Source organism: Actinotalea sp., assembly GCF_035443605.1.
Classification (GTDB): domain Bacteria; phylum Actinomycetota; class Actinomycetes; order Actinomycetales; family Cellulomonadaceae; genus Actinotalea.
In genome coordinates, this window is the sequence record NZ_DAORSQ010000034.1 from 1 (window position 1) to 25,991 (window position 25,991).

The window sequence follows — 25,991 nt, forward strand, 5'->3', positions numbered from 1 at the left end:
GCTCATCGCGAGCTCGATCATGAGCAAGAAGATCGCCGAGGGCACCGGCGCGCTGGTGCTCGACGTCAAGGTGGGCAGCGGGGCCTTCATGAAGGACCTCGAGCGGGCCACCGAGCTGGCGCGCACGATGGTCGCGCTCGGCACGGACGCCGGGGTGCGCACGGTCGCGCTGCTGACCGACATGTCCACGCCGCTGGGGCTCACCGCCGGCAACGCGCTCGAGGTGCGCGAGTCCGTGGAGGTGCTCGCGGGTGGTGGGCCGGCCGACGTCGTCGAGCTCACCCTCGCGCTGGCCCGGGAGATGCTCGCGGCGGCGCGCGTGCCCGGCACGGCGACCGTCGACCCCGCCGACGCGCTCGCGGACGGTCGCGCGATGGACGCGTGGCGCCGGATGATCGCCGCTCAGGGCGGCGACCCGGACGCTCCGCTGCCCTGGGCACGGCACACCGAGCAGGTGCTCGCCCCGGCCGACGGCGTGCTGGTCGGGCTGGACGCCCTGGCGGTCGGCGTGGCGGCGTGGCGGCTCGGTGCCGGCCGGGCGCGCAAGGAGGACGTCGTGCAGGCCGGCGCCGGCGTGCAGCTGCACGCCAAGCCCGGGGCGCTGGTCCGGGCAGGCGAGCTGCTCATGACGCTGCACACGGACACCCCGGAGCGGTTCGAGCGGGCTCGTGAGGCGCTGACGGACGCCGTGACGATCGCCCCCGAGGGCTCGCGTCCGCCGGGGACGCCGATCGTCCTGGACCGCATCGTCGCGGACTGACCCGTGGGCTGGCAGCTGACCACCCTGGTCCGGCGCCTGCAGGGTGTCGTCTGGCGCGGGGTCGGGGCGCCGCAGGCGGGCGGCGGTCGCCCGCCTGCGCCGCCGGCCGGGTTGTCGTCGGGTCCCACGGCGCCGTCGGACGCTCCCGCGGGGGAGGGCGCCGCGGCGGTCGATGTCGCGGCGGCCACCGCAGGGCGCCTGCGCGCGATGCTGCCGGTGCCGGACCGCGCCCGCTACGACGCGCTGCTCGCCGAGCGGCCCGACGCAGCCCCCGTGCTGGCGCGGGCCCTCGCCGCGACGGGCAGCGTGCCGGCCGTCGAGCACCTCGCGCGGCGCTGGGCCGTGCTCGCGCCGGCCGAGCGAGCCGCCGTGGCCGACCCCGTGCGCGTCATGGCCCACGCCGGGCGGCAGACCGACCCCACGACGTGCGGCTCGGCCAGCCTGACCATGCTGGCCGCCGCGGGCGACCCGCTGCTGGCGCTGTGGCTGGGCACGGGCTGGTTGCCTCCCGTGGGACGGCCCCCGGAGCTCGCCGGCGCGGGCGAGGAGCGGCTGGGGTCCCTCGCGCACGCCCCCGCGGAGCTGCGCTTCGCCGCGCTGCAGCGGGTCGTCAAGCACCGCACCAACGACCGGTCGGTGCTGGGCCTGCCGTGGCCCGCCCGGCTGGGCACGCCGCCATGGGGAGCGGCCCGCGAGGCGCGCTACCCCGGGGTCCGGTACGTCCACCGGATGCTCGACGACACCGACCGTGCCGACCTGGCCGCGGTGCTCGACGCGGTCCGCGACGCCGTCGGGCGCGGGGTGCCCGTGCCGCTCTACGCGGGCGGTGACACCGCGCGCGGCTGGGCAACGGCGCTGCCCCGCCACGTCGTGCTGGCCGTCGGCGCGACCGCTGGGGCGCTGGTCGTCTGGGAGCCATCGGCCGGCCGCCTGGCGTCGCTGCGGACCGCCGACCTGGTGGCAGGCAGGGCGGCGCCCGCCGCGGCCCTGGGCGGCTGGAACCACCTGATGTGGGCGGTGCTGCCCGTCGGCTGACGAGGGCGCCCGCTGCCACCTCGTCGGCAGCCGTGCCGCCGTCACCACCCCCGTGATGCGCGGCCCCTGGCGGTGCGCCCGGTGCGGGGCGACGATGGAGCTGCACGGACGGACCGCCCGCCGGGAGCACCCGGGAGGGCGCCGAGGCGAGAGGTGCAGGCGATGAGCACGACGGGTGACAGCTCCTGGGCCGACGCGGGCCTCGTCCCGCCGGCGGAGGTCGACCCGCCGGACGCCGCGCGGCCGGCGGCCCCCGGTGACGCGGCGCCCGAGGGGCAGGAGGACCACCGTCCCTCCCCGCCGCGCCCGGACCTGCGCGACGAGGCGGACGAGCCGGACGTCGTCGAGCAGGCCATGGACGGCGCGATCGACCTGGAGGACTACCCCGAGGGCTGAGCCGGGTGCCCGAGGCCCCGGCGGACCGACACGCCGTCCGGCCGAGACCCCGGCCGACCGATACGGTGCTGGCATGAGCGACGAGGCATCGGTGAGCCACGAGGAGATCGCGCGGCTGCCGAAGGTCGTGCTCCACGACCATCTCGACGGCGGGGTGCGTGCGGCGACCCTCGTCGAGCTCGCAGCCGTGATCGGGCACCCGCTGCCCACCGCGGACCCCGAGGCGCTGGCGACCTGGTACGTCACGGCGGCGAGCAGCGGATCGCTCGAGCAGTACCTCGAGACGTTCGACCACACCGTCGCGGTGATGCAGAGCGCCGACCATCTGCGGCGGATCGCCGCGGAGGCCGTGCTCGACCTCGCGGCAGACGGCGTGGTCTACGCCGAGCAGCGCTACGCCCCCGAGCTGCACCAGACCGGCGGGCTCGACCTGCAGGACGTCGTCGACGCCGTCGGCGAGGGGCTGGCGCAGGGCACGGAGCTGGCCGCGGCCGCCGGGCACACCATCCAGGTCCACCAGGTCCTCACCGCCATGCGCACCTCCGACCGCGGGCGCGAGGTCGCCGAGCTGGCCCTGGCCAACCGGCGCCGCGGGGTGGTCGGCTTCGACATCGCCGGCCCGGAGGCGGGTTTCCCGCCGTCGCGGCACAAGGCCGCGCTGCGGACCTTGCGGCGCGCGGCGTTCCCGTTCACCGTGCACGCGGGCGAGGGCGACGGCGTCGGGTCGATCGCCGAGGCGCTGGCGCTCGGCGCGGTGCGGCTCGGGCACGGCACCCGGATCGTGGACGACATCGTGCTCGGCACGCCATCGGACGGCGACCCGTGGGGGCTGGACGGCGCCGTGCTGGGCGATCTCGCCCACTGGGTCCGCGACCAGCAGGTGCCGCTGGAGATCTGCCCCACGTCCAACGTGCACACCCACCTCGCGCCGTCCGTCGGTGCTCACCCGGTCACCGCGCTGCTGCGGCTGGGCTTCGCGGTGACGATCAGCACCGACAACCGCCTCATGTCGCGCACCTCGATGAGCCGGGAGCTGACCCTCCTGGTCGACGAGGCCGGCTGGACCCTCGACGACCTGCGGGACGTGGCCGTGACGGCAGCATGGAACGGCTTCATCCACCACGACGAGCGGCAAGAGCTCGTCGACGAGCACATCCTGCCCGGGTACGCCGGGCAGCAGAACGGACGGCACCGCGCATGAGCCCCACCCAGCCCACCATCCCGGCCGACCGACACGCCGTCGCGCGGATGGTCGACCACACGCTCCTCAAGCCCGAGGCCACCCGTGCCGACGTCGACGCGCTCGTCGCCGAGGCGCAGCGCCTGGGTGTCTACTCGATCTGCGTCTCGCCCTCGATGCTTCCGGTCGACGCCGGGGACGTGCTCGTCGCGACCGTGTGCGGCTTCCCCTCGGGCAAGCACCACAGCGCCGTCAAGGCGACCGAGGCGGCCCGCTCCGTGGCCGACGGTGCGCACGAGGTCGACATGGTCATCGACCTCGGTGCGGCCAAGGAGGGCCGGTTCGACGCGGTCCAGGCGGACATCGCCGCCGTCCGCGCGGCCGTGCCGGCACCGACCGTGCTCAAGGTCATCATCGAGTCCGCCGCGCTGAGCGACGACGAGATCGTCGGCTGCTGCCGGGCCGCCGAGGCGGCCGGCGCCGACTTCGTCAAGACGTCCACCGGCTTCCATCCCGCGGGCGGGGCCAGCGTGCACGCCGTCGCGCTCATGGCGGCGACCGTCGGGGGGCGGCTCGGCGTCAAGGCTTCGGGGGGCATCCGTACGGGCGCGGCGGCGCGCGAGCTCGTCGTCGCCGGCGCCACCCGGCTGGGCCTGTCGGGGACGGCCGCCGTGCTCGACGGCCTCGACGAGCCCGCGCCGACGGACGGCACGGCCCCGTCCGGGTACTGAGCGCGGGTGCTGCGGGCGCTGCGGGCGGGGTCGTGGTGAGGGCCTACCTCGACCATCCCGGCCCGCTCGCGCTCGCGCACCGCGGCTTCTCGCTCGACGGCCTGGAGAACTCCATGGTCGCGTTCTCCGCCGCCGTCGACCTCGGGTACCGGTACGTCGAGACCGACGTGCACGCCACGCGGGACGGGGTGGCGGTGGCGTTCCACGACGCGTCCCTCGATCGCGTGACCGACGCGGCCGGCCTGGTCGCCGACCTGCCGTGGTCCACGGTCGGGGCGGCGCGGATCGGCGGCTCCGAGCCGGTGCCGACGCTTGCCGACCTGCTCGGCAGCTGGCCGGCCCTGCGGGTCAACATCGACGTCAAGTCCGCGGCGGCCGTCGGCCCGACCGTCGAGGTCATCGAGCGGGCGGCCGCGCACGACCGCGTCTGCGTGACGTCCTTCTCCGACGCGCGGCGGCGGGCCGTGGTCCGCGCCCTGTCGCGACCCGTGGCGACGTCCGCGGGCACCCGCACGGTGGCCGGGTTCCTCGGTGCGACGGCCGTGCACTCGGCGCGCGCCCGGTCCCGTGCGCTGCGTGAGGTCGACTGCCTGCAGGTGCCCGAGCGTCAGGGCCGGATCCCGGTCGTCACCGCCGCGACGGTCGCCGCGGCGCACGCGTCCGGCGTCCAGGTCCACGTGTGGACGGTCAACGAGCCGGCCGAGATGGCACGGCTGCTCGACCTGGGCGTCGACGGGCTCGTGACCGACCGCGCCGACCTGCTGCGCGATGTGCTGCGCACGCGCGGCCAGTGGGTCGGCTGACGGCCCGTCGCCCGCCCGCCGACCCGCCGTGCCGCGGGCGCGTCCTATGCGAACCCCGCATGGCACCATGCAGCGCGGTCGACCTAGGGTCCCCAGGTGCGGTGTGAGCGTCCCGCACCCCTCCGCGCCGAGCGCGCCGCCCCGACGAGCTGGAGTCCCTGCCGTGCAGCTGCCCGATCCCCGTGAGGCCTCCGTCGACGTGGCCCGCCCCGCCTACCGCTGGGTGGTGCTCGCGGCCTCGGTCGTCGTCGTCATGTGCACCGGCGTCATCTACGCGTTCTCGGTGTTCGCCGGCCCCCTGGGAGAGGCGCACGGCTGGTCGGGCGCGCAGGTCATGCTGGCGTTCGCGCTCAACGGCGCGGTGGCCCCGGTCCCGATGCTGCTCGGCGGCATCGCGCTCGACCGCGGCTGGGCGCGTCAGCTGATGATGACCGGTGCCGTCCTGTTCGGGCTCGGCTTCGCCATGACCGGGACCGCGACCACGCCCGTCGGGCTGAGCCTGTGGTACGGCGTCGTGACGGCGTTCGGGGTCGGCTTCTGCTACTCGACCGCGGTCAGCAACACCATCCGGTACTTCCCCGACCGACGGGGCTTCGCTGCGGGGGTCATCACCGCAGGCGTGGGTGCGAGCTCGGTGATCGGGGCCCCGGTCGCCAGTGCGGTGATCGGCTCGGCAGGGGTGTCCGCAGCCTTCGTGCGGATGGGGCTCGTGTACGGCGTCGTGGCACTCGTGGCGGCATCGTTCATCCGGTCGGCTCCCACGGCGCGGGCCGCGCGGGCGGGGGCGGACGCCGCCACGGGCGACGGCGCGACGGGCGACGCCGCGGTGGGACACGGCGCGGTGGCGGACGGGGTGCCGTGGTACCGGATGGTGCGGTCGACCCGGTTCTTCGTGATCTTCGCGCTCTTCGCGATGAGCCTGTTCGCCCCGGTGATGGCGCTGTCGCAGCTGTCCGGGATCGGTCAGAGCAGCCGGTTCGGGCTCTCGGCAGGCACGGCCGCGCTGTTCGTCGCGGCCTTCGCTCTGGCCAAGGCCGTGGGCGGGCCCGCATGGGGCGTGGTCGCCGACCGCCGCGGCGGGCCGGTCACCGTGACCATGCTGGGGGCGGTGAGCGCCGTCTCGCTCGTCGTGCTGCTCACGGTCCACTCGCCGGTCGGGTTCGCCATCGGCGTCCTCGGGCTCGGCTCGACGCTCGGCGGGGTGTTCGGGGTCTTCCCTGCCCTGACGATGACGACGTTCGGCCCGCGGTTCCAGGGCACCAACTACGCGATCATGTTCGTCGCCTACGCGGTGGCGGCGTTCGTCGGGCCCCGGTTCGCGGCGACCCAGTCGGTCGGCGGGGACTACGGCGTGCCGTTCGTCGTGGCGCTGGTGGTCAGCCTCGGTGCGGTGGCGCTCGCACCCGCGCTGCGCTCGCGGCGCGCGCCGCGTCGTGACCCTGTCGCGCCGGAGCCGGCGCGGGGGTCGGCGCCGGAGCAGGAGCCGGCTCCGGAGCGTGTGGTCGTTGGCGCCGGCCGCTGACGGCCAGGGCCGGGCTCAGATGCCCAGCGCCGCCGCGACGTCGGCCCGGACCGCATCCAGCCGGTGCCGCGCGGCCTGGCGGGCAGCGGTGAGCGTCCCCGGTGCTGCGTGCTCCTCGACGGGCAGGATCACCTCGAGGTAGCACTTGACCTTCGGCTCGGTGCCGCTGGGCCGCACGATGACACGCGTCCCGTCGACGGCGAGCAGCCGCAGCCCGTCGGTGGGCGGCAGCGCGTCCGGGTCGTCCGGGTCGACCGCCGAGAGGTCGACGACCTCGACGACGCGGGCCCCCGCGAGCGTGGCCGGCGGTGTGGCGCGCACCCGTGCCATGGTCGCCGGGATCTGCTCGAGGTCGGCGAACCGGGCAGAGAGCTGGTCCGTCAGGTGCAGGCCGTGCCGTCGCGCGAGGTCGTCGAGCACGTCGAGCAGCGTGCGACCCTCGGCCTTGACGCGGTTGGCCAGCTGGGCCAGCAGCAGGGCCGCGCTCATCCCGTCCTTGTCGCGCACGTGCTGGGGGTCGACGCAGTAGCCCAGCGCCTCCTCGTAGCCGAACACGAGGCCGTCGGTGCGCGCGATCCACTTGAACCCGGTGAGCGTCGAGCGGTGCTCCAGGCCGTGTGCCGCGGCGATCCGGGCCAGCAGGCGCGAGGACACGATCGAGCTGGCCATGGTGCCCACGCCACCCGCGCGGGACGCGACGTCGTACCCGAGCAGCGCGCCCACCTCGTCGCCGTGCAGCATCCGCCAGCCGCCCAGGCGCGGGTCGAGCACGGCGGCGGCGCAGCGGTCAGCGTCCGGGTCGTTCGCCAGGACGAGGTCCGCCCCGACCTCCCGCGCCAGGGCCAGCGCCAGGTCGATCGCGCCAGGCTCCTCGGGGTTGGGGAACGCGACGGTGGGGAACTTCGGGTCCGGCAGGGCCTGCTCGGGCACGGGGTGCACGTCGACGAAGCCCGCACCGCGGAGCACCAGCTCCGCCGTGCGGCCGCCGACGCCGTGCAGCGACGTGAGCACCACGCGCAGGTCCCGCGGGGCGTCGTCGCGCAGCGTGGCGACGGCGGCGAGGTAGGCGTCGAGGATCTCCTCGCCGAGGACGGTCCAGCCCGACTCGGCCCGCGGGACGGACGCGACCGAGGCGACCTCGGCGATCCGCGCGGCGATGAGCCCGTCGTACGGCGGGACGATCTGCGCGCCCTGCCCGGAGCCCTGCACGACGCGGCCGCCGAGGTAGACCTTGTAGCCGTTGTCCTGGGGCGGGTTGTGGCTCGCGGTGACCATGACGCCGGCATCGGCGCCGAGGTGGCGCACGGCGAAGGCGAGCACGGGCGTGGGCAGCGCGCTCGGCAGCAGCAGCGCGTGTCCGCCGGCGGCGAGCACCACGGCGGCGGTGTCCCGCGCGAAGACGTCGGAGTTGGTCCTGGCGTCGTAGCCGATGACGACGCGCGGCCCCTCGGCCGTGGGGCCGCCCTGCGCCATGGCGTCGCGCAGGTAGTGCACCAGGCCCGCCGCGGCCCGGATGACGACGGCGCGGTTCATCCGGTGAGGACCGCCGCCGAGCGCGCCGCGCAGCCCGGCGGTGCCGAACTCGAGGATCCCGCTGAAGCGGTCGGCGAGGTCCTCGAGGGCGGCCGGCGCATCGGCCCCGCCGCCCTGGGCCGTCGCGAGCAGCACGCTCAGCTCGGTGGCGGTGCGGCGGTCGGGGTCGTCGGTGATCCAGGTGCGGACGGCCGCGAGCAGCTCGCGCGTGGTGACGTCCGTGGTGGACGGGTCGGCAGCCATCAGATCCGCCGCGCGATCTCGGCGAGCAGCCGGCTGATCCGCGGGGCCGCGGCCTGGCCGGCCTCGATGACCTCGGCGTGCGACAGCGGCACGGGGCTGATCCCGGCCGCGAGGTTGGTCACGAGCGAGATCGCCAGCACCTCCAGGCCCGCGTGCCGGGCGGCGATCGCCTCGAGCGTCGTCGACATCCCGACGAGGTCGGCACCCATCCGGCCGGCCATCGTCACCTCGGCCGGGGTCTCGTAGTGCGGACCGCGGAACTGCGCGTACACGCCCTCGGGCAGCGCGGCGTCGACCTCGTGCGCGACGTCCCGCAGCCGCTGCGCGTACAGGTCGGTGAGGTCCACGAACGTCGCGCCCTCGAGCGGCGACGTGGCCGTGAGGTTGAGGTGGTCGCGGACGAGGACGGGCGTGCCGGGCGTCCAGGCGGTGTTCAGCCCACCGCAGCCGTTGGTGAGCACGACGGCACGCGCCCCGGCCGCGGCGGCCGTCCGCACGCCGTGCACGACGCGCCGGACCCCCTTGCCCTCGTACAGGTGCGTGCGCGAGCCGAGCACGAGGGCGTACCGGTCGGTGCCCGCGAGGCGGACGGAGCGGGTGGTCGCCACGTGACCGGCGACGGCGGGTGCGGCGAAACCGGGGATCTCGTGGCTCGGGATCGCGGCGACGGTCTCGCCGAGCTGGTCAGCGGCCTCGCCCCAGCCCGAGCCCAGCACCAGGGCGATGTCGTGGCGGGCCACGCCGGTGCGCTCGGCGATCACCGCCGCCGCCCGGGCGGCCACCTCGCGCGGGTCGGTGGTCGGGTCGTCCAGGGCTGCGGCGTCGGCGTCGTGGCTCATCCCAGCAGGCTATCGCCGGTGGCGGGTCCGCGGGGTCCCGCCGGGCGGTGGGCGGGCGGCCCCGCAGCGGCGCCGTCGGCCCGATGACGGCACAATGCCGGGGATGACCTCGCTGCCCGCCGGAGCTGCGGTACCCCCCGTGCCCACCCCCACCCCCGCCCCTGCCCCCTCGGGTGGCGCCGCCCAGCGCGTCGTCGTCGTCGGCGGTGGGCCGGGCGGTTACGAGGCGGCCCTGGTCGCGCGGCGCTCGGGGGCCGACGTGACGCTCGTGGAGCGCACCGGGCTGGGCGGGGCGGCGGTGCTCACCGACGTCGTGCCGTCGAAGACGCTCATCGCCACCGCGGAGTGGATGACCGTCGCGGAGCGGGCCGGGGAGCTGGGCATCCGCCGCGAGGGGCCGGACCACGGGCACGTCGTCGACCTCGCCCGCGTCAACGCCCGCGTGGTCGAGCTCGCCCGCGCCCAGTCCGACGACGTCCACGCGCGGCTGGCGGCCGAGGGTGTGCGCCTGGTCGCCGGGACCGGGCGGCTCGACGGGCCGTCCCGCGTGCTCGTGACCCCGCAGGCGTCCGACGGCGCGCCCGGCGGCCCGGTCGAGGTGCTCGAGGCCGACGTCGTGCTCGTGTCGACCGGCGCGACGCCCCGCACGCTGCCCGAGGCGATGCCCGACGGCGAGCGCATCCTGACCTGGACCCAGCTGTACGGGCTGACGGTGCTGCCCGAGCGCCTCGTCGTCGTCGGCTCCGGCGTGACGGGCGCGGAGTTCGCCGGGGCGTACAACGCGCTGGGGTCGGACGTCGTGCTCGTGTCCTCGCGCGACCACGTGCTGCCGGGCGAGGACGCCGACGCCGCCGCGGTCATCGAGGAGGTGTTCGCCGGGCGGGGGATGACCGTGCTGGGCCGGTCGCGCGCGGTCGCGGCGGAGCGCACGGGCGACGGTGTGCGCGTCACGCTGGCTGACGGTCGCGTGGTCGAGGGCACGCACTGCCTCATGGCTGTGGGCTCGGTGCCGAGCACCGCGGAGATGGGGCTCGTCGAGGCGGGGGTGCGGCTGGGCCCGCACGGGCACGTCGAGGTGGACCGGGTCTCGCGGACCAGCGCCCGCGGCGTGTACGCCGCCGGGGACTGCACGGGGGTGCTGCCCCTGGCGTCCGTCGCGGCGATGCAGGGCCGGATCGCCATGGCGCACGCGCTCGGCGGGGCCGTCGCGCCGCTCGACCTGGGCACCGTGGCCGCGACGATCTTCACCGCGCCGGAGATCGCGACGGTCGGGGCGTCGGAGCGCTCGCTGACCGCGGCCGGCGTGCGGTTCGCCCAGGTGAGCCTTCCGCTCGCGCGCAACCCGCGCGCGAAGATGCTCGGCATCCACGAGGGGTTCGTCAAGATCTTCGCGGCCCAGGGCAGCGGGATCGTGCTGGGCGGCGTGGTCGTCGCGCCGCGCGCGGGCGAGCTCGTCTACCCCCTCACGGTCGCGGTCTCCCAGCGGCTCACCGTCGACGACCTCGCGGGCACGCCCACGGTGTACCCGTCGCTGTCCGGCAGCGTCGCGGAGGCCGCTCGCGTGCTGCGGGGGCAGCTCGGCTGACGGTTCCGGCTGGTGCGCGTGGTCCGCGGTGCGAGGGGTCAGGCGATGGTGGCGGGCTCGCGGTCGGCGGGCGGGTTGACCTCGGCGCGCGGCGCCGCAGGGCCACCCCACACCGTGCGGATGTAGAACCAGCTCGTCGGCACCACGTAGGCGGTCCACGCGACGGCCTGCAGCCAGGTGGTCGTCGGGTCGAGGTTGACCAGGCCCTTGAGCAGGGTGCCGTACCAGCTCTCCGGGGGCAGCACGGCGCTGATGTCGAAGGCCAGGGACTCCCCGCCGGGCAGGATGCCTGCCTCCTGCAGCTCGTGGATGCCGTAGGAGAGCACCCCGCCCGCGATGACGACGAGCGCCAGGCCGGTCCACGCGAAGAAGGACCGCAGGTTGAGCGCCACGGCCCCGCGGTAGATCCCCCAGCCGAGGGCGACGGCCGTGGCCAGGCCCAGCACGGCACCCAGGAGCGGACGCGTACCGGACCCGGTGGCGCCGGCGGCCGCCCAGAGGAAGAGCGCCGTCTCCAGGCCCTCGCGGCCGACGGCCAGGAGCGTGGCGACGAGCACCGCCCACCGGCCGCCGGTCAGGGCGGCGTCGAGCCGGCCGTGCAGGTCCGACCTCAGGTGCCGCGCCGTCCGCGCCATCCAGAAGATCATCCAGGTGAGCAGGGCGACCGCGAGGATCGACAGCGTCCCGGCGATCGCCTCCTCGGCGCGCTCGCTCAGCTCGGAGGGGCCGAACGTCAGCAGCGCGCCGAAGGCGAGGGACACGCCCACGGCGAGCGCGACGCCGAGCCAGACCTGGCGGATGAGGTCGCGTCGCCCGGTCTTGGTGAGGTACGCGAGCAGGATGCCGACCACGAGGGCGGCCTCGAGGCCTTCGCGCAGTCCGATGAGGAAGTTCGCCAGCATGGCTCGGGGCTCCGTAGAGATGAGGGTTGCCTTACCTAATGAGGTGAGCCTAACCCATCCGTCGGGCGGTGCGCCCCGCCGTGTCCGGCCTGCGGACGGTGCTCAGCCCTCGACGAGCGCGCGCAGGCCCGGCCAGGCCGCGCCGAAGGCCACCAGCAGCGGCAGGTCCGCGACCTGTGAGGTCGGTACCCAGGCGACCGCGAGGCTCTCGGCGTCCGTGGGACGCGGGTCCTGCGGGCCGACGGCCCTGGCCACGACGGTCGTGTACCGCCACGGCCCGTGGTCGAGCACCTGGGTGGCGTGCACCTCGATGCCGGCGGGGTCGATCCCGGCCTCCTCGCCGGCCTCGCGGACGGCCCCGGTGACCGGGTCCTCGCCGGGCGCGAGCGCACCGCCGGGGATGCCCCAGGTGCCACCCTGGTCGCTCCACTCGGCACGGTGCTGCAGCACGACGTCGTACCCCACGGGGGTGCGCCGGGCCAGGAGCAGGCCGGCGGCGCCGAAGAGGCCCCAGTGCCGCCGGCCGCACGCGCACTCGACCCAGGCATCGCCCGGCTGCCGGTGGACGCCGTCGGGGACCGGCCCGGGTGTCAGTCGACGATCTCGCAGATCGCGGTGCCGGAGCTGACGCTCGCACCCACCGCGGCCGTCAGGCCCTGCACGGTGCCGGCCCGGTGCGCCACGAGCGGCTGCTCCATCTTCATCGCCTCGAGCACCACGACGAGGTCGCCCTCGGCGACGGTCGCGCCGTCGGCAACGGCAACCTTGACGATGGTGCCCTGCATCGGCGAGGCGAGCGTGGTGCCGTTGGTCGCGGTGCGCACCGGCGCACGCCGTGCGCGCTGCGGGCGGCTGCCGAAGCCCGCGCGGGTGCGGCCGGCGAGGCCGAGACCCGCCGGGAGCACGACCTCGATGCGCTTGCCGCCGACCTCGACGACGACGCGCTCGGTGAGCTCCTCCTCGGGCTCGTCCGCGGGCGCCGGTGCGCCGGCCGAGGCCGAGGCACCGCCGGGACGCAGGCCGGGCAGGCGGTCGGCGAAGGCCGTCTCGATCCAACGGGTGTGGATGGTGAAGGGTGCGGCGGGGTCGGCCGGGACGAACGCCGGCTCCTCGAGCACGGCGGCATGGAACGGCACGACGGTGGGGATGCCCTCCACCTCGAGCTCGCGCAGCGCGCGCCGTGCCCGCTCGACGGCCTGGGTGCGGTCCCGGCCGGTGACGATGAGCTTGAGGATCATCGAGTCGAACGCGCCGGAGACGGTGTCGCCCTCGATGACGCCGCTGTCGACGCGCACGCCGGGCCCGCCGGGCAGGCGCAGCCGGGTGATCCGGCCCGGGGACGGCAGGAACCCGGCGGCCGGGTCCTCGCCGTTGATGCGGAACTCGATGGAGTGACCGCGCGTGGCGACCTCCGTGTAGCCCAGCGGCTCGCCCGCGGCGATCCGCAGCTGCTCGCGGACGAGGTCGATGCCCGTGACCTCCTCGGTCACCGGGTGCTCGACCTGCAGGCGCGTGTTGACCTCGAGGAAGGAGACCGTGCCGTCCTGCGCGACGAGGAACTCGCACGTCCCGGCCCCGACGTAGCCGGCCTCGCGCAGGATGGCGATCGAGCCCTCGCGGAGCTGCCGCTCCTGGTCGGCCGTGAGGAACGGTGCCGGCGCCTCCTCGACGAGCTTCTGATGACGCCGCTGCAGCGAGCAGTCGCGCGTGGAGACGACGACGACGCCGCCGTACGCGTCGGCGAGGCACTGCGTCTCGACGTGCCGCGGGGAGTCCAGGTACCGCTCGACGAAGCACTCGCCCCGGCCGAAGGCCGCGGTCGCCTCGCGCACGGCGGAGTCGTACATCTCGGCGATCTCGTCGGCCTCGCGGGCGATCTTCAGCCCGCGGCCACCGCCACCGAACGCCGCCTTGATGGCGATGGGCAGGCCGTGCACGGCGGCGAAGGCCGCGACCTCCTCGGCGCTGGTCACCGGGTCCGGTGTCCCGGCCACGAGCGGCGCACCGGCGCGGTGGGCGATGTGCCGCGCGCTCACCTTGTCTCCGAGGGCCTCGATGGCGGCGGGCGGCGGGCCGATCCACACGAGCCCGGCGTCGATGACGGCCTGGGCGAAGCCGGCGTTCTCGGCGAGGAAGCCGTACCCCGGGTGCACGGCGTCGGCGCCAGAGCGGCGGGCGACCTCGAGGAGCTTGGGGATGTCGAGGTACGTCTCGGCCGCGCGCGCCCCCCCGAGGGCGAAGGCCTCGTCGGCCAGGCGCACGTGCAGCGCCTCGCGGTCGGGGTCGGCGTAGACGGCGACGCTGGCCACGCGCGCATCGGCGCAGGCCCGGGCGATGCGGACGGCGATCTCACCTCGGTTGGCGATGAGCACCTTGCGGATGGCGGGCACGGCTCACCGTAACGTCAGGCGCGGGTCGCCTTCACCCATGGCGCCGACGGCGCGCCAAGACTGTGCGGATCGTCAAGGCGCGTGCGGGGCCGTTTGTCGTCATCCGCCAGCGGAGGGCCGCCAGAGGTCCGTGACACGCACGCCCAGCTCGGCGAGCAGCTCGCGCAGCAGGGGCAGGCTGACGCCGACGACGGCGTGGTAGTCGCCCTCGATCGCGGTGACGAACGGCCCGCCGAGCCCGTCGACGGTGAACGCCCCGGCCACGGCGAGCGGCTCGCCGCTCGCGACGTAGGCGTCGATCTCCGCGTCCGACAGGTCGGCGAAGTGCACCGTCGTGGACGCCGTGGCACCGAGCGTCCCGGTGCCACGGCCGTCGGCGACGGGCCGCGCGTCGACCAGCCAGTGCCCGGTGTGCAGCACGCCGGAGCGCCCCCGCATCCGGCGCCAGCGCGCGGTCGCGTCGACGGCGTCGGCCGGCTTGCCGAACGCCTCGCCGTCGAGCTCGAGCAGCGAGTCGCAGCCGAGCACCAGGACGTCGTCTGGCAGGTCGTCGAGGTCGACCGGGTGGGCCGCGCGCGCGTCGTCGTCTGCGAGCAGGTCCGCGACGGCCTGCGCCTTGGCCTGGGCCAGCACCAGGACGGCGTCGGCCGGCTCGAGGACCCCGAACCGCGCGGTCGCAGCCGCCAGCGCGGCGTCCTCGTCGACCCCGGACACGAGCACGCGCGGGTCGATCCCCGCCGAGCGCAGCGTGGACAGCCGGGCGGGCGATGCGGAGGCGAGCAGCAGCGAGGTCACCGCGGCAGGGTAGCCGCCGCGGGACCTCGCCGCGCCGCGCCGTCGCGCCCTGGCCTCAGGCCAGTGCCTCGCGCAGCACGTCGAGGCCCACCGAGCCGAGGCCGAGGGCGCGGGCATGGAAGGCCTTGAGGTCGAACGTGCGCCCGTCGGCCTGCGCCGCGGCGGCGGCCTCGTCGCGGGCCGTCTCCCACAGCCGCTGGCCGATCTTGTACGCCGGTGCCTGGCCGCCCCAGCCGAGGTACCGGTTGAGCTCGAACCGCAGGAAGTCCTCGGGCATCGCGACGTTCGCGGAGAGGAACTCCCACGCCTTGTCGGCGTCCCACGTGCCACCGCCCCAGCGCTCGGGGCAGGGCAGGCCGAGGTGCACGCCGATGTCCAGCACCACGCGCGCTGCGCGCATGCGCTGACCGTCGAGCATGCCGAGGCGGTCGCCCCGGTCGTCGAGGAAGCCCAGGTCGGCCATGAGGCGCTCGGCGTACAGCGCCCAGCCCTCGCCGTGACCGCTGACCCAGCAGGCCAGCCGGCGCCAGGAGTTGAGCGTGGCGCGCTGGAACACCGTCTGGGCCACCTGGAGGTGGTGGCCGGGGACGCCCTCGTGGTAGACGGTCGTCTTCTCGCGCCACGTGGTGAAGGTGGTCACCGACGGCGGCACCGACCACCACATGCGGCCGGGCCGGGAGAAGTCGTCGGACGGGCCCGTGTAGTAGATGCCGCCGCTCTGGGTCGGGGCGATCCGGCACTCCAGGCGCAGCACGGGCGCCGGGATGTCGAAGTGCACGCCGTCGAGCGCGGCGATCGCCGCGTCGGCGGTGGTCTGCATCCACGCCTGCAGGGCCGCGGTGCCATCGAGCACGCGACCGGGCTCGGCGTCGAGCACGGCGATCGCCTGCTCCAGGGTGGCGCCGGGGCCGGCGATCTGGGCCGCGACGGCCTCCTGCTCGGCGACGACGCGGTCGAGCTCCGCGACGCCCCACGCGTAGGTCTCCTCGAGGTCGACCGTCGCGCCGAGGAAGTACCGGGACCACAGCGCGTAGCGCTCGCGGCCGAAGGCGTCCTCGAGCGGGGCCAGCTGCTCGAGCTCGTCGCGCAGGTACGCGGCGAGGGTGGCGTAGGCCGAGCGCGCCGCGTCCGCGCCGGCGGCGAGGCGCCCACGCAGGGCCTGGGCTTCCGCGTCGGGCTGCTGGGCCAGGGCGGCGTCGAGCGTGGCGCCCTGCACGAACGTGACGAAGAACGACGTCGCCCCGGCGAGGTCGTCGGCCTGGGCCGCGCACTCGCGCACCTGGCGGACGGCGGCGACCCGTGCGCGCGAGGCGGCGAGCCGCAGGGACGCCACGACGCCGTCGGCCGCGCCCGGCAGCGCCTCGAGGCGCGCGGCGATGTTGGCCCACTGCTCGGGGGTGTCGGTGGGCATGACGTCGAAGATGTCGCGCAGCTCCTGGACCGGGGAGGCGAGGTTGTTGAGCAGGCCCAGCCACTCGTCGGCATCGTGCAGCTCGAGCTCCAGGCCGATCCGCTCGCGCATCGCGGCGAGCGTCACGCGGTCGACGTCGTCCACGGGCTCGGCCTGCTCGAGCTGCGCGAGCACGGCGCGCGCGGCGTCGGCCTGCGCCTGCCAGCCGGCGGGCGAGAGGTCGGTCATGAGGTGGTCGTAGCCCGCGATGCCCATCGCGGTGGCCGCCAGGGGGTTGAGGCGGGCCGAGGTGGTGACGTAGGCGTCGGCGATCGCGTCGATCGCCGTGGGGGTCCGGGTCGGGAGGTCTGCGCTGGTCATGGGGGCGACCCTATGCCCGCAGCAGCCCCGGGATCGAAGCGATTCCCGGCGCCCGTGCCGGCTACGGTCGCGCGCTCCAGCGCCAGGCGTCGTGGCCGGGCCGCATCGGGTCGGAGAGGCGCTGGACGGCGTCCATCCAGCGGCGTCGGGCTGCGGCGCGGACGGCCTCGGGGCCGTCGTGGCCGGCCGCGGCCTGGGCCGTGACGGCGGCTCCGGCCGCCTGGCCCGCCGCGAGCCCCGCGACGAGGGCCGCGAGCTCGACGTCGTCCGGCTCGCCGCGGACCACGCGGACGTCGGGGGTCACAGCGGGATGTTCCCGTGCTTCTTGGCCGGCATCGCGGCCCGCTTGGTGCGCAGGGTCCGCAGGGCCCTGACCACCTGCGAGCGGGTGGCCGACGGCGCGATGACCGCGTCGACGAAGCCGCGCTCTGCGGCGTCGTACGGGTTGACCAGCGCGTCCTCGTAGTCGGCGACCAGCCGAGCGCGCTCGGCGTCGACGTCGCCGCCCACGTCGGCCACGTTCTTCAGCGCCGCGCGCTGCAGGATGTTCACCGCGCCCCCGGCGCCCATGACGGCGATCTGCGCCGTGGGCCAGGCGAGGTTGACGTCGGCGCCCAGCTGCTTGGAGCCCATGACGATGTACGCGCCGCCGTACGCCTTGCGCGTGATGACGGTGACGAGCGGGACGGTGGCCTCGGCGTAGGCGTAGATGAGCTTGGCGCCGCGGCGGATGATCCCGTTCCACTCCTGGTCGGTGCCGGGCAGGAACCCCGGCACGTCGACGAAGGTCAGCACCGGCAGGCCGAACGCGTCGCACGTCCGCACGAACCGCGCGGCCTTCTCCGCGGCGTTGATGTCCAGCGTGCCGGCCATCTGCAGGGGCTGGTTGGCGACCACGCCCACCGGGCGTCCCTCGACGTGCCCGAAGCCGATGAGCACGTTCTGCGCGTAGAGCGGCTGGACCTCGAGCAGCTCGCCGTGGTCGAGCACGTGCTCGACCACGGTGCGCATGTCGTACGGCTGGGAGTCGGAGTCCGGGACGAGCGCGTCGAGCTCGAGGTCGACCTCGGTGACCTCGGTCGCGTCCGGGTCCTCCTCCGTCCACGTCGGCGGCTCGGTGAGGTTGTTGGACGGCAGGTAGCCGAGCAACGACCGGACGTAGTCGATCGCGTCGTCCTCGTCGGCGCCGAGGTAGTGCGCGACGCCGGACCGCGTGTTGTGGGTGGCCCCGCCGCCCAGCTCCTCGAAGCCGACGTCCTCGCCCGTCACCGCGCGGATGACGTCGGGACCGGTGATGAACATGTTCGAGGTGCCGTCCGCCATGACGATGAAGTCCGTCAGCGCGGGGGAGTAGACCGCGCCGCCGGCGCTCGGGCCGAGGATGAGCGAGATCTGCGGGATGACGCCCGACGCCGCGACGTTGCGCCGGAAGATCTCGGCGAACTGGGTCAGCGCAGCGACGCCCTCCTGGATCCGGGCGCCGCCACCGTCGAGGATGCCGACGAGCGGCATGCCCGTGCGCAGCGCGAGGTCCATCACCTTGGTGATCTTCTGGCCGTGCACCTCGCCGAGGCTGCCGCCGAAGACCGTGAAGTCCTGCGAGTAGACCGCGACCGGTCGGCCGTCGACCGTCCCGTGCCCGGTGATGACGCCGTCGCCGGGCACCCGGCGCGCGTCGAGGCCGAAGTTGGTGGAGCGGTGCAGCACGAAGGCGTCGAGCTCGGTGAACGAGCCCTCGTCGAGCAGGGCGTCGATGCGCTCCCGGGCGGACTTCTTGCCGCGGTCGTGCTGCTTCGTCGCGGCCAGCTCCTGCGCCTGGGCCTGCTCGGCCGTGCGGCGCACGAGGTCGGCGAGGCGGGCGGCGGTGGTGGTCGTGCCGGTCACGGGTGCGTCGCTCACAGACCGAGGGTAGTTGTCGAGACCCCACATCCCGGGTGCGGTTCTCGACCGTGTCGCGCGGCGTCCGTGTGAGGGTCCGGACAACCGGAGGGGACGGCCGGGGCCCGCGCGGGGCGGTCCGCCGTCGGGGCGTCTAGCGTGGTCCCGTGGACCCAGACGGCACGCCCGAAGCCCTCGTCCCCCGTGCCCCGCTCGACCCCGCGGCCCTGCCGCGCGCCGTGCGGGCGTCCGTCGCTGCGGTCTCGCCGCGCGGCCTCGGCAGGGTCGAGGTGGTGGCGAGCACGGCGTCGACGTCGAGCGACCTGCTCGCCGCGGCGAGCGCCGTGACGGGCGTGCCATGGCCCGACCGGTCGGTGCTCGTCGCCGACCACCAGGTGGCAGGGCGCGGCCGGGCGGGCCGCACGTGGGAGACCCCCGCCGGGGTCGCGCTGACCTTCTCCGTGCTGCTGCGGCCCGCGGTGCCGCCGGCGCGCCTGGGCTGGGTGCCGCTGCTCGGCGGGCTCGCCGTCGTCCAGGCGCTCGCGGCGGTGACGGGCGTGCACGCCGTGCTCAAGTGGCCCAACGACGTGCTCGTCGAGGCCACGGAGGAGATGCCGGGCTGGGGCGCGTTCCGCAAGGTGGCCGGGGTGCTCGGCGACCTGGCCGCGACCTCGGACGGCACGGCCGTCGTGCTGGGCATCGGGATCAACGTCGCGCAGCGCGCCGACGAGCTGCCCGTCCCGAGCGCCTCCTCCCTCGCCCTCGCCGGCGCCGTCGCGGACCGCACGGAGCTGCTCGCCGCGGTGCTGGCGCGCTGGGCGGAGCTCGACGACCGCTGGCGCGCGCACGACGGCGACGCGGGCGCGGCAGGTCTGGGTGCCCAGGTCGCCGCGGCGTGCACGACGATCGGGCGTGCCGTCGAGGTGGACCTGCCCGGTGGCACCGTGCTGGCGGGCCTGGCGACCGGCCTCGCCGACGACGGCGCCCTGCTCGTCACGGCGGACGGGCGCGTCCGCGCGGTCCACGCCGGCGACGTCCGCCTGCGCAGCCGCGGCTAGCCTGACGGGATGGAGACTCCCGAGCGGCCGCCGGACTCCACGCTGGCGCGCCTCGAGGAGCTGCTGCTCGGCGGACCGCCCAGCCTCACGCTCCCGCAGGTGGCCGAGCAGGCCGGCGTCGAACCGGCCCAGGTGGCGGCCTTCTGGCGCGCGCTCGGTCTGCCCGTCCCCGACCCGGACGTCGCGGCCTTCACGCCCACCGACGCGCTCGTGGTCGAGACGGTGCTGCGTGCCGGCCGGGAGTTCGACCTCTCGGGCCGCACCGGGGTGACCCTCGTCCGGGCGATCGGCCACACCACCGAACGGCTCGTCACCTGGCAGGTCGAGTCGCTCGTCGAGCACATGGCCTTCCGCTACGCGCTCGACGACACCACGGCGCGCATCCTCGTGCTCGACCGCCTGGCCGACGTCGTACCGCTGCTCGAGCTCCAGCTGGTGCACGCATGGCGGCGTCAGGTCGCGGCGATCGCCGGCCGGTTCGCGCAGACCTACGCCCAGGCGCACGTCCCGGAGCAGACGGACGACCTGCCGCTCGCCCGTGCGGTGGGGTTCGCGGACATGGTGTCCTTCACGACCCGCTCGGCGGGGCTCGGGCCCGGCGCGCTCGCCGAGCTGGTCGGCGGGTTCGAGGCTGCGGCGCGCGACACGGTGACCGCCCTGGGCGGCCGGGTGGTCAAGACGATCGGCGACGCGGTGCTGTTCGTCGCAGACGACATCGAGACCGGTGCCCGGGTGGCGCTCGGGCTCGCCGACGCCCTGGGCGCCGGCTCGTCGACGCCGGTGCGGGTGGGGCTGACCTGGGGGCGGGTGATCTCGCGGTTCGGCGACGTCTTCGGCCCGTCCGTCAACGTCGCGGCCCGCATGACGGCGCAGGCCGAGCCGGGGACCGTCATGCTCGACGCCTCGACCGGGGCGCACCTCGCGGGGCGCGCCGGGTTCGCGCTCGCGCCGCAGCCGGAGCGCGAGGTCGCCGGGTTGGGGCCGGTCAGCCCCGTGCGGCTGTCCCGGGCGTGAGGTGCCGGGCCGGCGGTGCCGGCCCACGCCGCGGGGCACCGCAGCAGGGCTCACCCCGCCGGCTGCGCCGTGACCGGCTCGACCAGCCCCGGACCCTGCGTGCCGACCCGGTTCACGGCCGTCGAGACGCTCGTGGCCACGAGCGTCGGCGGCGCGTCGCGCAGCAGCGGCAGCGCCGCGGCGCCGTCGAGCGCAGGATCGAGCCAGGCGTCCCAGCGCGCGGGGTCGAGCACCACGGGCCGGCGGTCGTGCAGCGCGGCGACGGCCGGGTCGGCCGTCCAGGCCGCGCCCGTGACGATCGTGGTGCTGACGAGCCAGCGCAGCGGGTCGTCGTCGGCGCGGCCGCGGTCCCGCCAGAACTCGTAGAGCCCGGCGAAGGCCAGCGGGCCGCCGTCCGCGCGGTGGATCCAGTGCGGGGTGCGGGGCGTGCCGCGGGGTGCGCCGGGGGCGGGCTCGGTCCACTCGAAGTAGCCCTCGGCCGGCACGAGGCAGCGCCGGGCGGCCAGGGCCTTGCGGAAGGCCGGCTTGGTGTCGAGGGTCTCGTAGCGCGCGTTGATCATCCGGGCACCGACGGACGGGTCGCTCGCCCAGCCGGGCACCAGCCCCCACCGGGCCAGGCGCAGCGAGCGGCGCGGGGCGCGGTCCGCAGGCTTCTCGGAGCCCCCGGCGCGGCTGCCGTCCCGCCCGCCGTCCCGCCCGCCGTCCCGCCCGCCGTCCCGCCCGGCGTCCCGCTCGCCGTCCCGCCCAGCGCGCCCGGTGCGCTCGGCGCGCTCGACGACGATCCGCACGGGGTCGGTCGGGGCGATGTTCCAGGACGGTGGGAGCGCGAGCGCATCGGGCGCGACGTCGTCGATCTCCACCCCGAACGCGTCGGCGAGGTCCTGGGCCTCGCGGAACGCGGCGAACCGTCCGCACATGGCCCCAGCATGCCCTGCGCCACCGACGCGGGGGTGCCCGGCCACGACCAGTCCGTGGGAACCCCCTGCCGATCGAATCGTTCCGATGTCATACTGACCCGATGCCCACCCTCACCGCCGGCAGCGCCCGGCAGGCTCGGGGGAGCGAGCGCTCCGTCGGCTTCGTGATCCTCGTCGGCTCGCTGACCCTGCTGCCGGCGCTCGCCACCGACATGTACCTGCCCTCGCTGCCCGAGGTCGCCGGTGAGATGGGCACCACCGACGCGGCGGTGCAGTTCACCATCACCGGGATGCTCATCGGCGGCGCGATCGGCCAGCTCATCGTCGGACCGTTCTCCGACCGCGTGGGCCGCCGCAGGCCCGTGATGATCGGCGTCGGCCTGCACGCGCTCATGTCGCTCCTGTGCGCGCTCGCCGTGACGATCGAGCAGCTCCAGGCGCTGCGGGTGCTCCAGGGGCTGGCGAGCGCCGGTGCCACCGTGGTGGCGATGGCGATCATCCGGGACCGGTACACGGGCTCGGAGGCCGCGCGCCTCATGTCGCGGCTCGTGCTCGTCATCGCGGTCGCGCCCCTGTTCGCACCGACCATCGGCGGCGTGATCGCCGACGCCTGGGGCTGGCGGGCGGTCTTCGTCGCCCTCGCCCTGCTCGCCGGCGTGCTGCTCGCCGTCGTCGCCGTCGCCCTGCCCGAGACCCTGCCGGCCGAGCGGCGGGCCGCCCACGGGCTGGGGGCGCTCGCGCACGGCTACGTCGGGATCCTGCGCGACCGCAGGTTCGTGGCGCTCGCCGTCGTGCCGGGCTTCGGGATGGCCGTGATCATGGCGTACGTCTCGGGCTCGCCCTTCGTGCTGCGCGACGAGTACGGGCTCACGGCGCAGCAGTTCTCGTTGGCGTTCGCGATCGGCGGGACGGCGCTGGTGCTCGGTTCGCAGCTCAACGCCGCGCTGGTGCGCCGCGTGGGCCCGATGCGGCTGCTCCGGTTCGGCGCGCCGGCGACGACGGTGCTCACCGCCGTGCTCGTCGTCGTCGCGGCCACGCGGGCGGGCGGGGTGGTGGGCTTCATCGCCGCGCTCTGGCTCTCCCTGTCGCTGCTCGGGCTGGTGCTCGGCAACGCCTCGGCGCTCGCGCTCAGCCGGCACGGCGAGCGGGCAGGGACCGCAGCCGCGACCCTCGGGTTCATCCAGACCGCGCTCGCCGGTGCGGTCAGCCCGCTCGTCGGCGTGCTCGGCGGCGGGGCGCTCGCGATGACGGGGGTCATGCTCGGCAGCATGGTGGCGGCGACCCTCGTGCTCGCCCTGGCGACCCCCGCCTACCGCAGGGGCGGGTGGCTGGAGCCGATCGGTCCGCCCGTCGGCACGCACTGACGGTCACCTACGCTGGTCCCGTGCACCGCTGGAACGACGTCGCCCGGGCCACGGGCCTGATCGGGCCCGACGGTGCCGTGCGCCCCACGATCTTCGCCGAGATGTCCGCTCTCGCGGCGCGGACCGGGGCCGTCAACCTGGGCCAGGGGTTCCCCGACGTCGACGGCCCCGAGCACGTCGCGCAGGCCGCGATCGACGCGATCCGCGCCGGCCGCAACCAGTACCCGCCGGGCGGCGGTGAGCCGGAGCTGCGCCGCGCGATCGCCGCGCACCAGGAGCGCCACTACGGCCTGCGGCCCGACCCGCTGAGCGAGGTGCTCGTCACGACGGGGGCCACCGAGGCGATCGCCGCGACGGTGCTCGCGCTGGTGGACCCCGGGGACGAGGTCGTCACGCTCGAGCCGTCGTACGACTCCTACGCCGCCGTCATCGCCATGGCGGGCGCCCGGCACGTCACGGTCGGGCTGGTGCCGGCGGGCACCGGGTTCCGCCTCGATCCCGCGGCGCTCGCCGCCGCCGTGACCGACCGGACGCGGCTCATCCTGCTCAACTCCCCGCACAACCCCACCGGGACCGTGCTGACGCGCGCAGAGCTCGAGGCCGTGGCCGCCGTCGCCCGCGCGCACGACCTGCTCGTCGTCACCGACGAGGTCTACGAGCACCTGACCTTCGACGGCGCCCGGCACGTGCCGATCGCCACCCTGCCGGGGATGGCGGAGCGCACCCTGACGATCTCCTCGGCGGGCAAGTCGTTGTCCTTCACCGGGTGGAAGGTGGGCTGGCTCACCGGGCCAGCTGCGCTCGTCACCGCGGTGCGCACGGTCCAGCAGTTCCTCACCTACGTCTCGGGCGCGCCGTTCCAGGTCGCGGTGGCCTCCGCGCTGCGCGACGAGGACGGCGCGACGGACGCCTGGGTGCGGGGCCTGGCGGGCTCGCTCGCCGCGCGCCGGGACCTGCTGTGCGCTGGGCTGCGCGCGGCGGGCTTCGAGGTGGTGGTGCCGCAGGGCACCTACTTCGTCGTGGCGGACGCCGCCCCGCTGGGGGTGGCCGACGGCGTCGCGCTGTGCCGCAGGCTGCCGGAGCTGGTCGGCGTGGTGGGGGTCCCCGTGAGCGCGTTCTGCCGTGCCGGCTCGCCGACGGCCCGCGCGCTGGCCTCGCGCGTGCGGTTCACGTTCGTCAAGCGCGAGGCGGTGCTCGAGCAGGCCGTCGAGCGACTCGCGGGACTGCCGGCCGCGCTGGGCTGAGCCCGCGCGGCGGATCGCCGCCACCTCGGGCTCAGGCCGGCGGACGCCCGGAGACCGCACGCGCGGCCGCCTCGACCCGCGCGTGGTGCCCGGCCCAGCCGGCCGCGTCCCTGGCGCTCATGTTGTCGTTGCCCGGGGCGTACCCGACCGCGCCGTCGATCCCCTCGCGCAGCACGTCGGCCTGCCCGGTGTGCCGGGCGACGTCGACGAGCAGGTGCACGAGGACGGCGTGCAGGGACGGGTGGCGGCGGTCCTGCGACCACCACGGCACCTCGCCGACGGCGTCGAGCGGCAGCGCCTCGACGGTGGCGTCGGCGTGCTCGGACGAGCGGCGCAGGAGGTCGAGGACGTCGGCCCGGGACTCGGACGCTGGGACCCACAGGTCGTCGTCGTCCTGCGCGTCGTCGTCGAACCAGGGCAGCGGGATGCCGGACGGGCGGCCGAAGCAGTCGCCGAGGTAGCCCAGCTGGATGCTCGCCACGTGCTTGACGATGCCAAGCAGGTTGGTGCCCGTGGGGGTCAGTGGTCGGCGCGCGTCGTACTCGTCGAGCCCCTCGAGCTTCGAGGCGAGTGCCGTGCGCTGGGTGCGCAGGTAGCCGTGCAGCGTGGTCTTCTCGTCCATCGCGCCAGTGTGCCCCCGGGCCGGACGTCCGTGCACGTGGGCGCCGACGGTCACTACCGTGGGACCTGACACCTTCCGGGAGGCAGTGACGTGACCACACCCATCGACGCGACGACCACCGAGGCCTGGGCCGCCCTCACGGCGCACCAGGCCACCTTCGCTGCCGACCTGCGCGGCTGGTTCGCCGCCGACCTGCACCGCGCGGAGACCATGACGCGCACGGTCGGCGACCTGCACGTCGACCTGTCCAAGAACCTCGTCACCGACGAGACCCTCACCCTGCTCGTGCGTCTCGCCGAGCAGGTGGGGCTGGCCGAGCGCATCGAGGCGATGGTCTCCGGGCAGCGGATCAACGTCACCGAGGACCGCGCCGTGCTGCACACGGCGTTGCGCCGGCCCGCCGGCATGCGCCCGTCGCTGGTGGTCGACGGGCAGGACGTCGACGCCGATGTCCACGCCGTCCTCGCGAAGGTCTACGCGTTCGCCGAGCAGGTACGCAGCGGGGCGTGGACCGGCGTGACGGGCAGGCCGGTCGCGACCGTCGTCAACATCGGCATCGGCGGCTCGGACCTCGGCCCGGTCATGGCGTACGAGGCGCTCAAGCCCTACGTCCAGGACGGGCTCGAGGTGCGGTTCGTCTCCAACATCGACCCGGCCGACGTCGCCGAGACGGTCCGGGGCCTCGACCCGACGACGACGCTCTTCATCGTCGCCTCGAAGACCTTCGGCACCCTGGAGACCCTGACCAACGCGCGCCTGGCGCGCCAGTGGCTGTGGGACCAGCTGCTCGCCGTCGGCGCCATCGAGGACACCGACGAGGCCCGCACGGCCGCCGTCGCGCAGCACTTCGTCGCGGTCTCCACCGCGCTGGACAAGGTCGCGGCCTTCGGCATCGACCCGGCCAACGCGTTCGGCTTCTGGGACTGGGTGGGTGGCCGCTACTCGATGGACTCGGCGATCGGCACCTCGCTGGCGATCGCCGTCGGCCCGGACGCCTTCGCCGAGATGCTGGCCGGGTTCCACGCCGTGGACCGGCACCTGGCAACCGTGCCGTTCGACCAGAACGTGCCCGTCCTCATGGGCATGCTCAACATCTGGTACGTCAACTTCCTCGGGGCGCACACGCATGCCGTGCTGCCGTACGCGCAGTACCTGCACCGCTTCGCCGCCTACCTGCAGCAGCTGACCATGGAGTCCAACGGCAAGTCCGTGCGGGCCGACGGCACCCCGGTGACGAGCGACACCGGCGAGGTCTTCTGGGGCGAGCCCGGCACCAACGGCCAGCATGCGTTCTACCAGCTCATCCACCAGGGCACGCGGCTCATCCCCGCGGACTTCATCGCCGTCGCGACCCCTGCGCACCCGCTGGTGGACACGGCGGCTCCCGGCGCCCCGGACGTGCACGAGCT

Annotated in this window: 24 protein-coding genes; 13 read left to right on the top strand and 11 right to left on the bottom strand. The window is 75.5% G+C overall.

Annotated features, from left to right (window positions below; translation table 11 throughout):
• The 7 genes from PKY62_RS05595 to PKY62_RS05625 all read left to right on the top strand — a co-directional run.
• Positions 1 to 760: thymidine phosphorylase (locus PKY62_RS05595; RefSeq protein ID WP_324535694.1), on the top strand; the 760-nt coding region annotated here is incomplete at its 5' end.
• 3 nt (positions 761 to 763) lie between these two features.
• A complete protein-coding gene (locus PKY62_RS05600) occupies positions 764 to 1,795 on the top strand; it encodes a hypothetical protein (RefSeq protein ID WP_324535696.1) in 1,032 nt (343 codons plus the stop codon).
• Between the two features lie 162 nt (positions 1,796 to 1,957).
• Positions 1,958 to 2,191, top strand: coding sequence for a hypothetical protein (locus PKY62_RS05605; RefSeq protein ID WP_324535698.1), 234 nt, complete (start codon positions 1,958 to 1,960; stop codon positions 2,189 to 2,191).
• 73 nt (positions 2,192 to 2,264) lie between these two features.
• A complete protein-coding gene (locus PKY62_RS05610; RefSeq protein ID WP_324535700.1) occupies positions 2,265 to 3,392 on the top strand; it encodes an adenosine deaminase in 1,128 nt (375 codons plus the stop codon).
• A complete protein-coding gene (gene deoC, locus PKY62_RS05615; RefSeq protein WP_324535702.1) occupies positions 3,389 to 4,102 on the top strand; it encodes a deoxyribose-phosphate aldolase in 714 nt (237 codons plus the stop codon). The genes PKY62_RS05610 and deoC overlap by 4 nt, the downstream gene beginning before the upstream one ends.
• A 32-nt stretch (positions 4,103 to 4,134) precedes the next feature.
• Positions 4,135 to 4,905 (top strand): glycerophosphodiester phosphodiesterase family protein, encoded by a 771-nt coding sequence (locus tag PKY62_RS05620; protein WP_324535704.1) that lies wholly within the window; start codon positions 4,135 to 4,137, stop codon positions 4,903 to 4,905.
• Positions 4,906 to 5,068: 163 nt separating this feature from the next.
• The gene (locus PKY62_RS05625; RefSeq protein ID WP_324535705.1) at positions 5,069 to 6,427 is read left to right on the top strand and encodes an OFA family MFS transporter; all 1,359 of its coding nucleotides are present in this window, start codon (positions 5,069 to 5,071) and stop codon (positions 6,425 to 6,427) included.
• Between the two features lie 15 nt (positions 6,428 to 6,442).
• Here the strand turns inward: PKY62_RS05625 and PKY62_RS05630 are convergent, their stop codons facing one another.
• Both PKY62_RS05630 and PKY62_RS05635 read right to left on the bottom strand, forming a co-directional pair.
• Positions 6,443 to 8,203, bottom strand: a complete 1,761-nt coding sequence (locus PKY62_RS05630) for a phospho-sugar mutase (RefSeq protein ID WP_324535707.1) — start codon at positions 8,201 to 8,203, stop codon at positions 6,443 to 6,445.
• A complete protein-coding gene (locus tag PKY62_RS05635; RefSeq protein ID WP_324535710.1) occupies positions 8,203 to 9,042 on the bottom strand; it encodes a purine-nucleoside phosphorylase in 840 nt (279 codons plus the stop codon). The genes PKY62_RS05630 and PKY62_RS05635 overlap by 1 nt, the downstream gene beginning before the upstream one ends.
• A 103-nt stretch (positions 9,043 to 9,145) precedes the next feature.
• Here PKY62_RS05635 and PKY62_RS05640 point away from each other — a divergent pair, with 103 nt between their 5' ends.
• Positions 9,146 to 10,627 (top strand): NAD(P)H-quinone dehydrogenase, encoded by a 1,482-nt coding sequence (locus PKY62_RS05640; protein WP_324535712.1) that lies wholly within the window; start codon positions 9,146 to 9,148, stop codon positions 10,625 to 10,627.
• A 38-nt stretch (positions 10,628 to 10,665) separates the two neighbouring features.
• Here PKY62_RS05640 and efeU read toward each other — a convergent pair whose 3' ends face one another.
• The 7 genes from efeU to PKY62_RS05675 all read right to left on the bottom strand — a co-directional run bounded on the left by efeU (position 10,666) and on the right by PKY62_RS05675 (position 18,384).
• A complete protein-coding gene (gene efeU, locus PKY62_RS05645) occupies positions 10,666 to 11,529 on the bottom strand; it encodes an iron uptake transporter permease EfeU (protein WP_324535714.1) in 864 nt (287 codons plus the stop codon).
• A 102-nt stretch (positions 11,530 to 11,631) separates the two neighbouring features.
• Entirely contained in the window at positions 11,632 to 11,994 is a 363-nt protein-coding gene (locus PKY62_RS05650; protein WP_324535716.1) for an NUDIX domain-containing protein, read from the bottom strand.
• A gap of 125 nt (positions 11,995 to 12,119) precedes the next feature.
• Positions 12,120 to 13,919: an acetyl/propionyl/methylcrotonyl-CoA carboxylase subunit alpha gene (locus tag PKY62_RS05655; protein ID WP_324535718.1), complete on the bottom strand. Its 1,800-nt coding sequence runs from the start codon at positions 13,917 to 13,919 to the stop codon at positions 12,120 to 12,122.
• A gap of 99 nt (positions 13,920 to 14,018) precedes the next feature.
• Positions 14,019 to 14,714 carry a Maf family protein gene (locus tag PKY62_RS05660; RefSeq protein WP_324535720.1) on the bottom strand — a complete coding sequence of 232 codons (696 nt, stop codon included), beginning with the start codon at positions 14,712 to 14,714 and terminating at the stop codon, positions 14,019 to 14,021.
• A 55-nt stretch (positions 14,715 to 14,769) separates the two neighbouring features.
• Positions 14,770 to 16,485, bottom strand: a complete 1,716-nt coding sequence (locus PKY62_RS05665) for a DUF885 domain-containing protein (RefSeq protein ID WP_324535722.1) — start codon at positions 16,483 to 16,485, stop codon at positions 14,770 to 14,772.
• A gap of 61 nt (positions 16,486 to 16,546) precedes the next feature.
• The gene (locus tag PKY62_RS05670) at positions 16,547 to 16,789 is read right to left on the bottom strand and encodes an acyl-CoA carboxylase epsilon subunit (protein ID WP_324535725.1); all 243 of its coding nucleotides are present in this window, start codon (positions 16,787 to 16,789) and stop codon (positions 16,547 to 16,549) included.
• The gene (locus tag PKY62_RS05675) at positions 16,786 to 18,384 is read right to left on the bottom strand and encodes an acyl-CoA carboxylase subunit beta (RefSeq protein ID WP_324535727.1); all 1,599 of its coding nucleotides are present in this window, start codon (positions 18,382 to 18,384) and stop codon (positions 16,786 to 16,788) included. The genes PKY62_RS05670 and PKY62_RS05675 overlap by 4 nt, the downstream gene beginning before the upstream one ends.
• Before the next feature lie 146 nt (positions 18,385 to 18,530).
• Between PKY62_RS05675 and PKY62_RS05680 the strand changes: the two genes are divergently transcribed.
• Together PKY62_RS05680 and PKY62_RS05685 are read left to right on the top strand one after the other, a co-directional pair.
• On the top strand, positions 18,531 to 19,421 hold the full coding sequence (locus PKY62_RS05680) for a biotin--[acetyl-CoA-carboxylase] ligase (protein WP_324535729.1): 891 nt from the start codon (positions 18,531 to 18,533) through the stop codon (positions 19,419 to 19,421).
• Between the two features lie 9 nt (positions 19,422 to 19,430).
• Complete coding sequence (locus PKY62_RS05685; protein WP_324535731.1) at positions 19,431 to 20,435, top strand: adenylate/guanylate cyclase domain-containing protein; 1,005 nt, start codon at positions 19,431 to 19,433, stop codon at positions 20,433 to 20,435.
• Positions 20,436 to 20,485: 50 nt separating this feature from the next.
• On the opposite strand, the gene PKY62_RS05690 is transcribed toward PKY62_RS05685, so the two are convergent.
• The gene (locus tag PKY62_RS05690; protein WP_324535733.1) at positions 20,486 to 21,352 is read right to left on the bottom strand and encodes an SOS response-associated peptidase; all 867 of its coding nucleotides are present in this window, start codon (positions 21,350 to 21,352) and stop codon (positions 20,486 to 20,488) included.
• Between the two features lie 101 nt (positions 21,353 to 21,453).
• Here PKY62_RS05690 and PKY62_RS05695 point away from each other — a divergent pair, with 101 nt between their 5' ends.
• Both PKY62_RS05695 and PKY62_RS05700 read left to right on the top strand, forming a co-directional pair.
• Positions 21,454 to 22,716 carry a multidrug effflux MFS transporter gene (locus tag PKY62_RS05695; protein WP_324535736.1) on the top strand — a complete coding sequence of 421 codons (1,263 nt, stop codon included), beginning with the start codon at positions 21,454 to 21,456 and terminating at the stop codon, positions 22,714 to 22,716.
• 20 nt (positions 22,717 to 22,736) lie between these two features.
• Positions 22,737 to 23,960, top strand: a complete 1,224-nt coding sequence (locus PKY62_RS05700; RefSeq protein WP_324535738.1) for a pyridoxal phosphate-dependent aminotransferase — start codon at positions 22,737 to 22,739, stop codon at positions 23,958 to 23,960.
• A 31-nt stretch (positions 23,961 to 23,991) separates the two neighbouring features.
• On the opposite strand, the gene PKY62_RS05705 is transcribed toward PKY62_RS05700, so the two are convergent.
• On the bottom strand, positions 23,992 to 24,582 hold the full coding sequence (locus tag PKY62_RS05705; protein WP_324535740.1) for a DinB family protein: 591 nt from the start codon (positions 24,580 to 24,582) through the stop codon (positions 23,992 to 23,994).
• Positions 24,583 to 24,672: 90 nt separating this feature from the next.
• On the opposite strand from PKY62_RS05705, the gene pgi reads away from it, so the two are divergent.
• The coding region (pgi, locus tag PKY62_RS05710; RefSeq protein WP_324535742.1) for a glucose-6-phosphate isomerase at positions 24,673 to 25,991 on the top strand (1,319 nt) is incomplete at its 3' end.

Bases quoted from the DNA above. Each gene is read 5' to 3' on its own strand.
- PKY62_RS05605 (WP_324535698.1), top strand. From the start codon at position 1,958: ATGAGCACGACGGGTGACAGCTCCTGGGCCGACGCGGGCCTCGTCCCG.
- PKY62_RS05610 (WP_324535700.1), top strand. From the start codon at position 2,265: ATGAGCGACGAGGCATCGGTGAGCCACGAGGAGATCGCGCGGCTGCCG.
- deoC (WP_324535702.1), top strand. From the start codon at position 3,389: ATGAGCCCCACCCAGCCCACCATCCCGGCCGACCGACACGCCGTCGCG.
- PKY62_RS05630 (WP_324535707.1), bottom strand. From the start codon at position 8,203: ATGGCTGCCGACCCGTCCACCACGGACGTCACCACGCGCGAGCTGCTC.
- PKY62_RS05635 (WP_324535710.1), bottom strand. From the start codon at position 9,042: ATGAGCCACGACGCCGACGCCGCAGCCCTGGACGACCCGACCACCGAC.
- PKY62_RS05640 (WP_324535712.1), top strand. From the start codon at position 9,146: ATGACCTCGCTGCCCGCCGGAGCTGCGGTACCCCCCGTGCCCACCCCC.
- efeU (WP_324535714.1), bottom strand. From the start codon at position 11,529: ATGCTGGCGAACTTCCTCATCGGACTGCGCGAAGGCCTCGAGGCCGCC.
- PKY62_RS05665 (WP_324535722.1), bottom strand. From the start codon at position 16,485: ATGACCAGCGCAGACCTCCCGACCCGGACCCCCACGGCGATCGACGCG.
- PKY62_RS05685 (WP_324535731.1), top strand. From the start codon at position 19,431: ATGGAGACTCCCGAGCGGCCGCCGGACTCCACGCTGGCGCGCCTCGAG.
- PKY62_RS05690 (WP_324535733.1), bottom strand. From the start codon at position 21,352: ATGTGCGGACGGTTCGCCGCGTTCCGCGAGGCCCAGGACCTCGCCGAC.
- PKY62_RS05695 (WP_324535736.1), top strand. From the start codon at position 21,454: ATGCCCACCCTCACCGCCGGCAGCGCCCGGCAGGCTCGGGGGAGCGAG.
- PKY62_RS05705 (WP_324535740.1), bottom strand. From the start codon at position 24,582: ATGGACGAGAAGACCACGCTGCACGGCTACCTGCGCACCCAGCGCACG.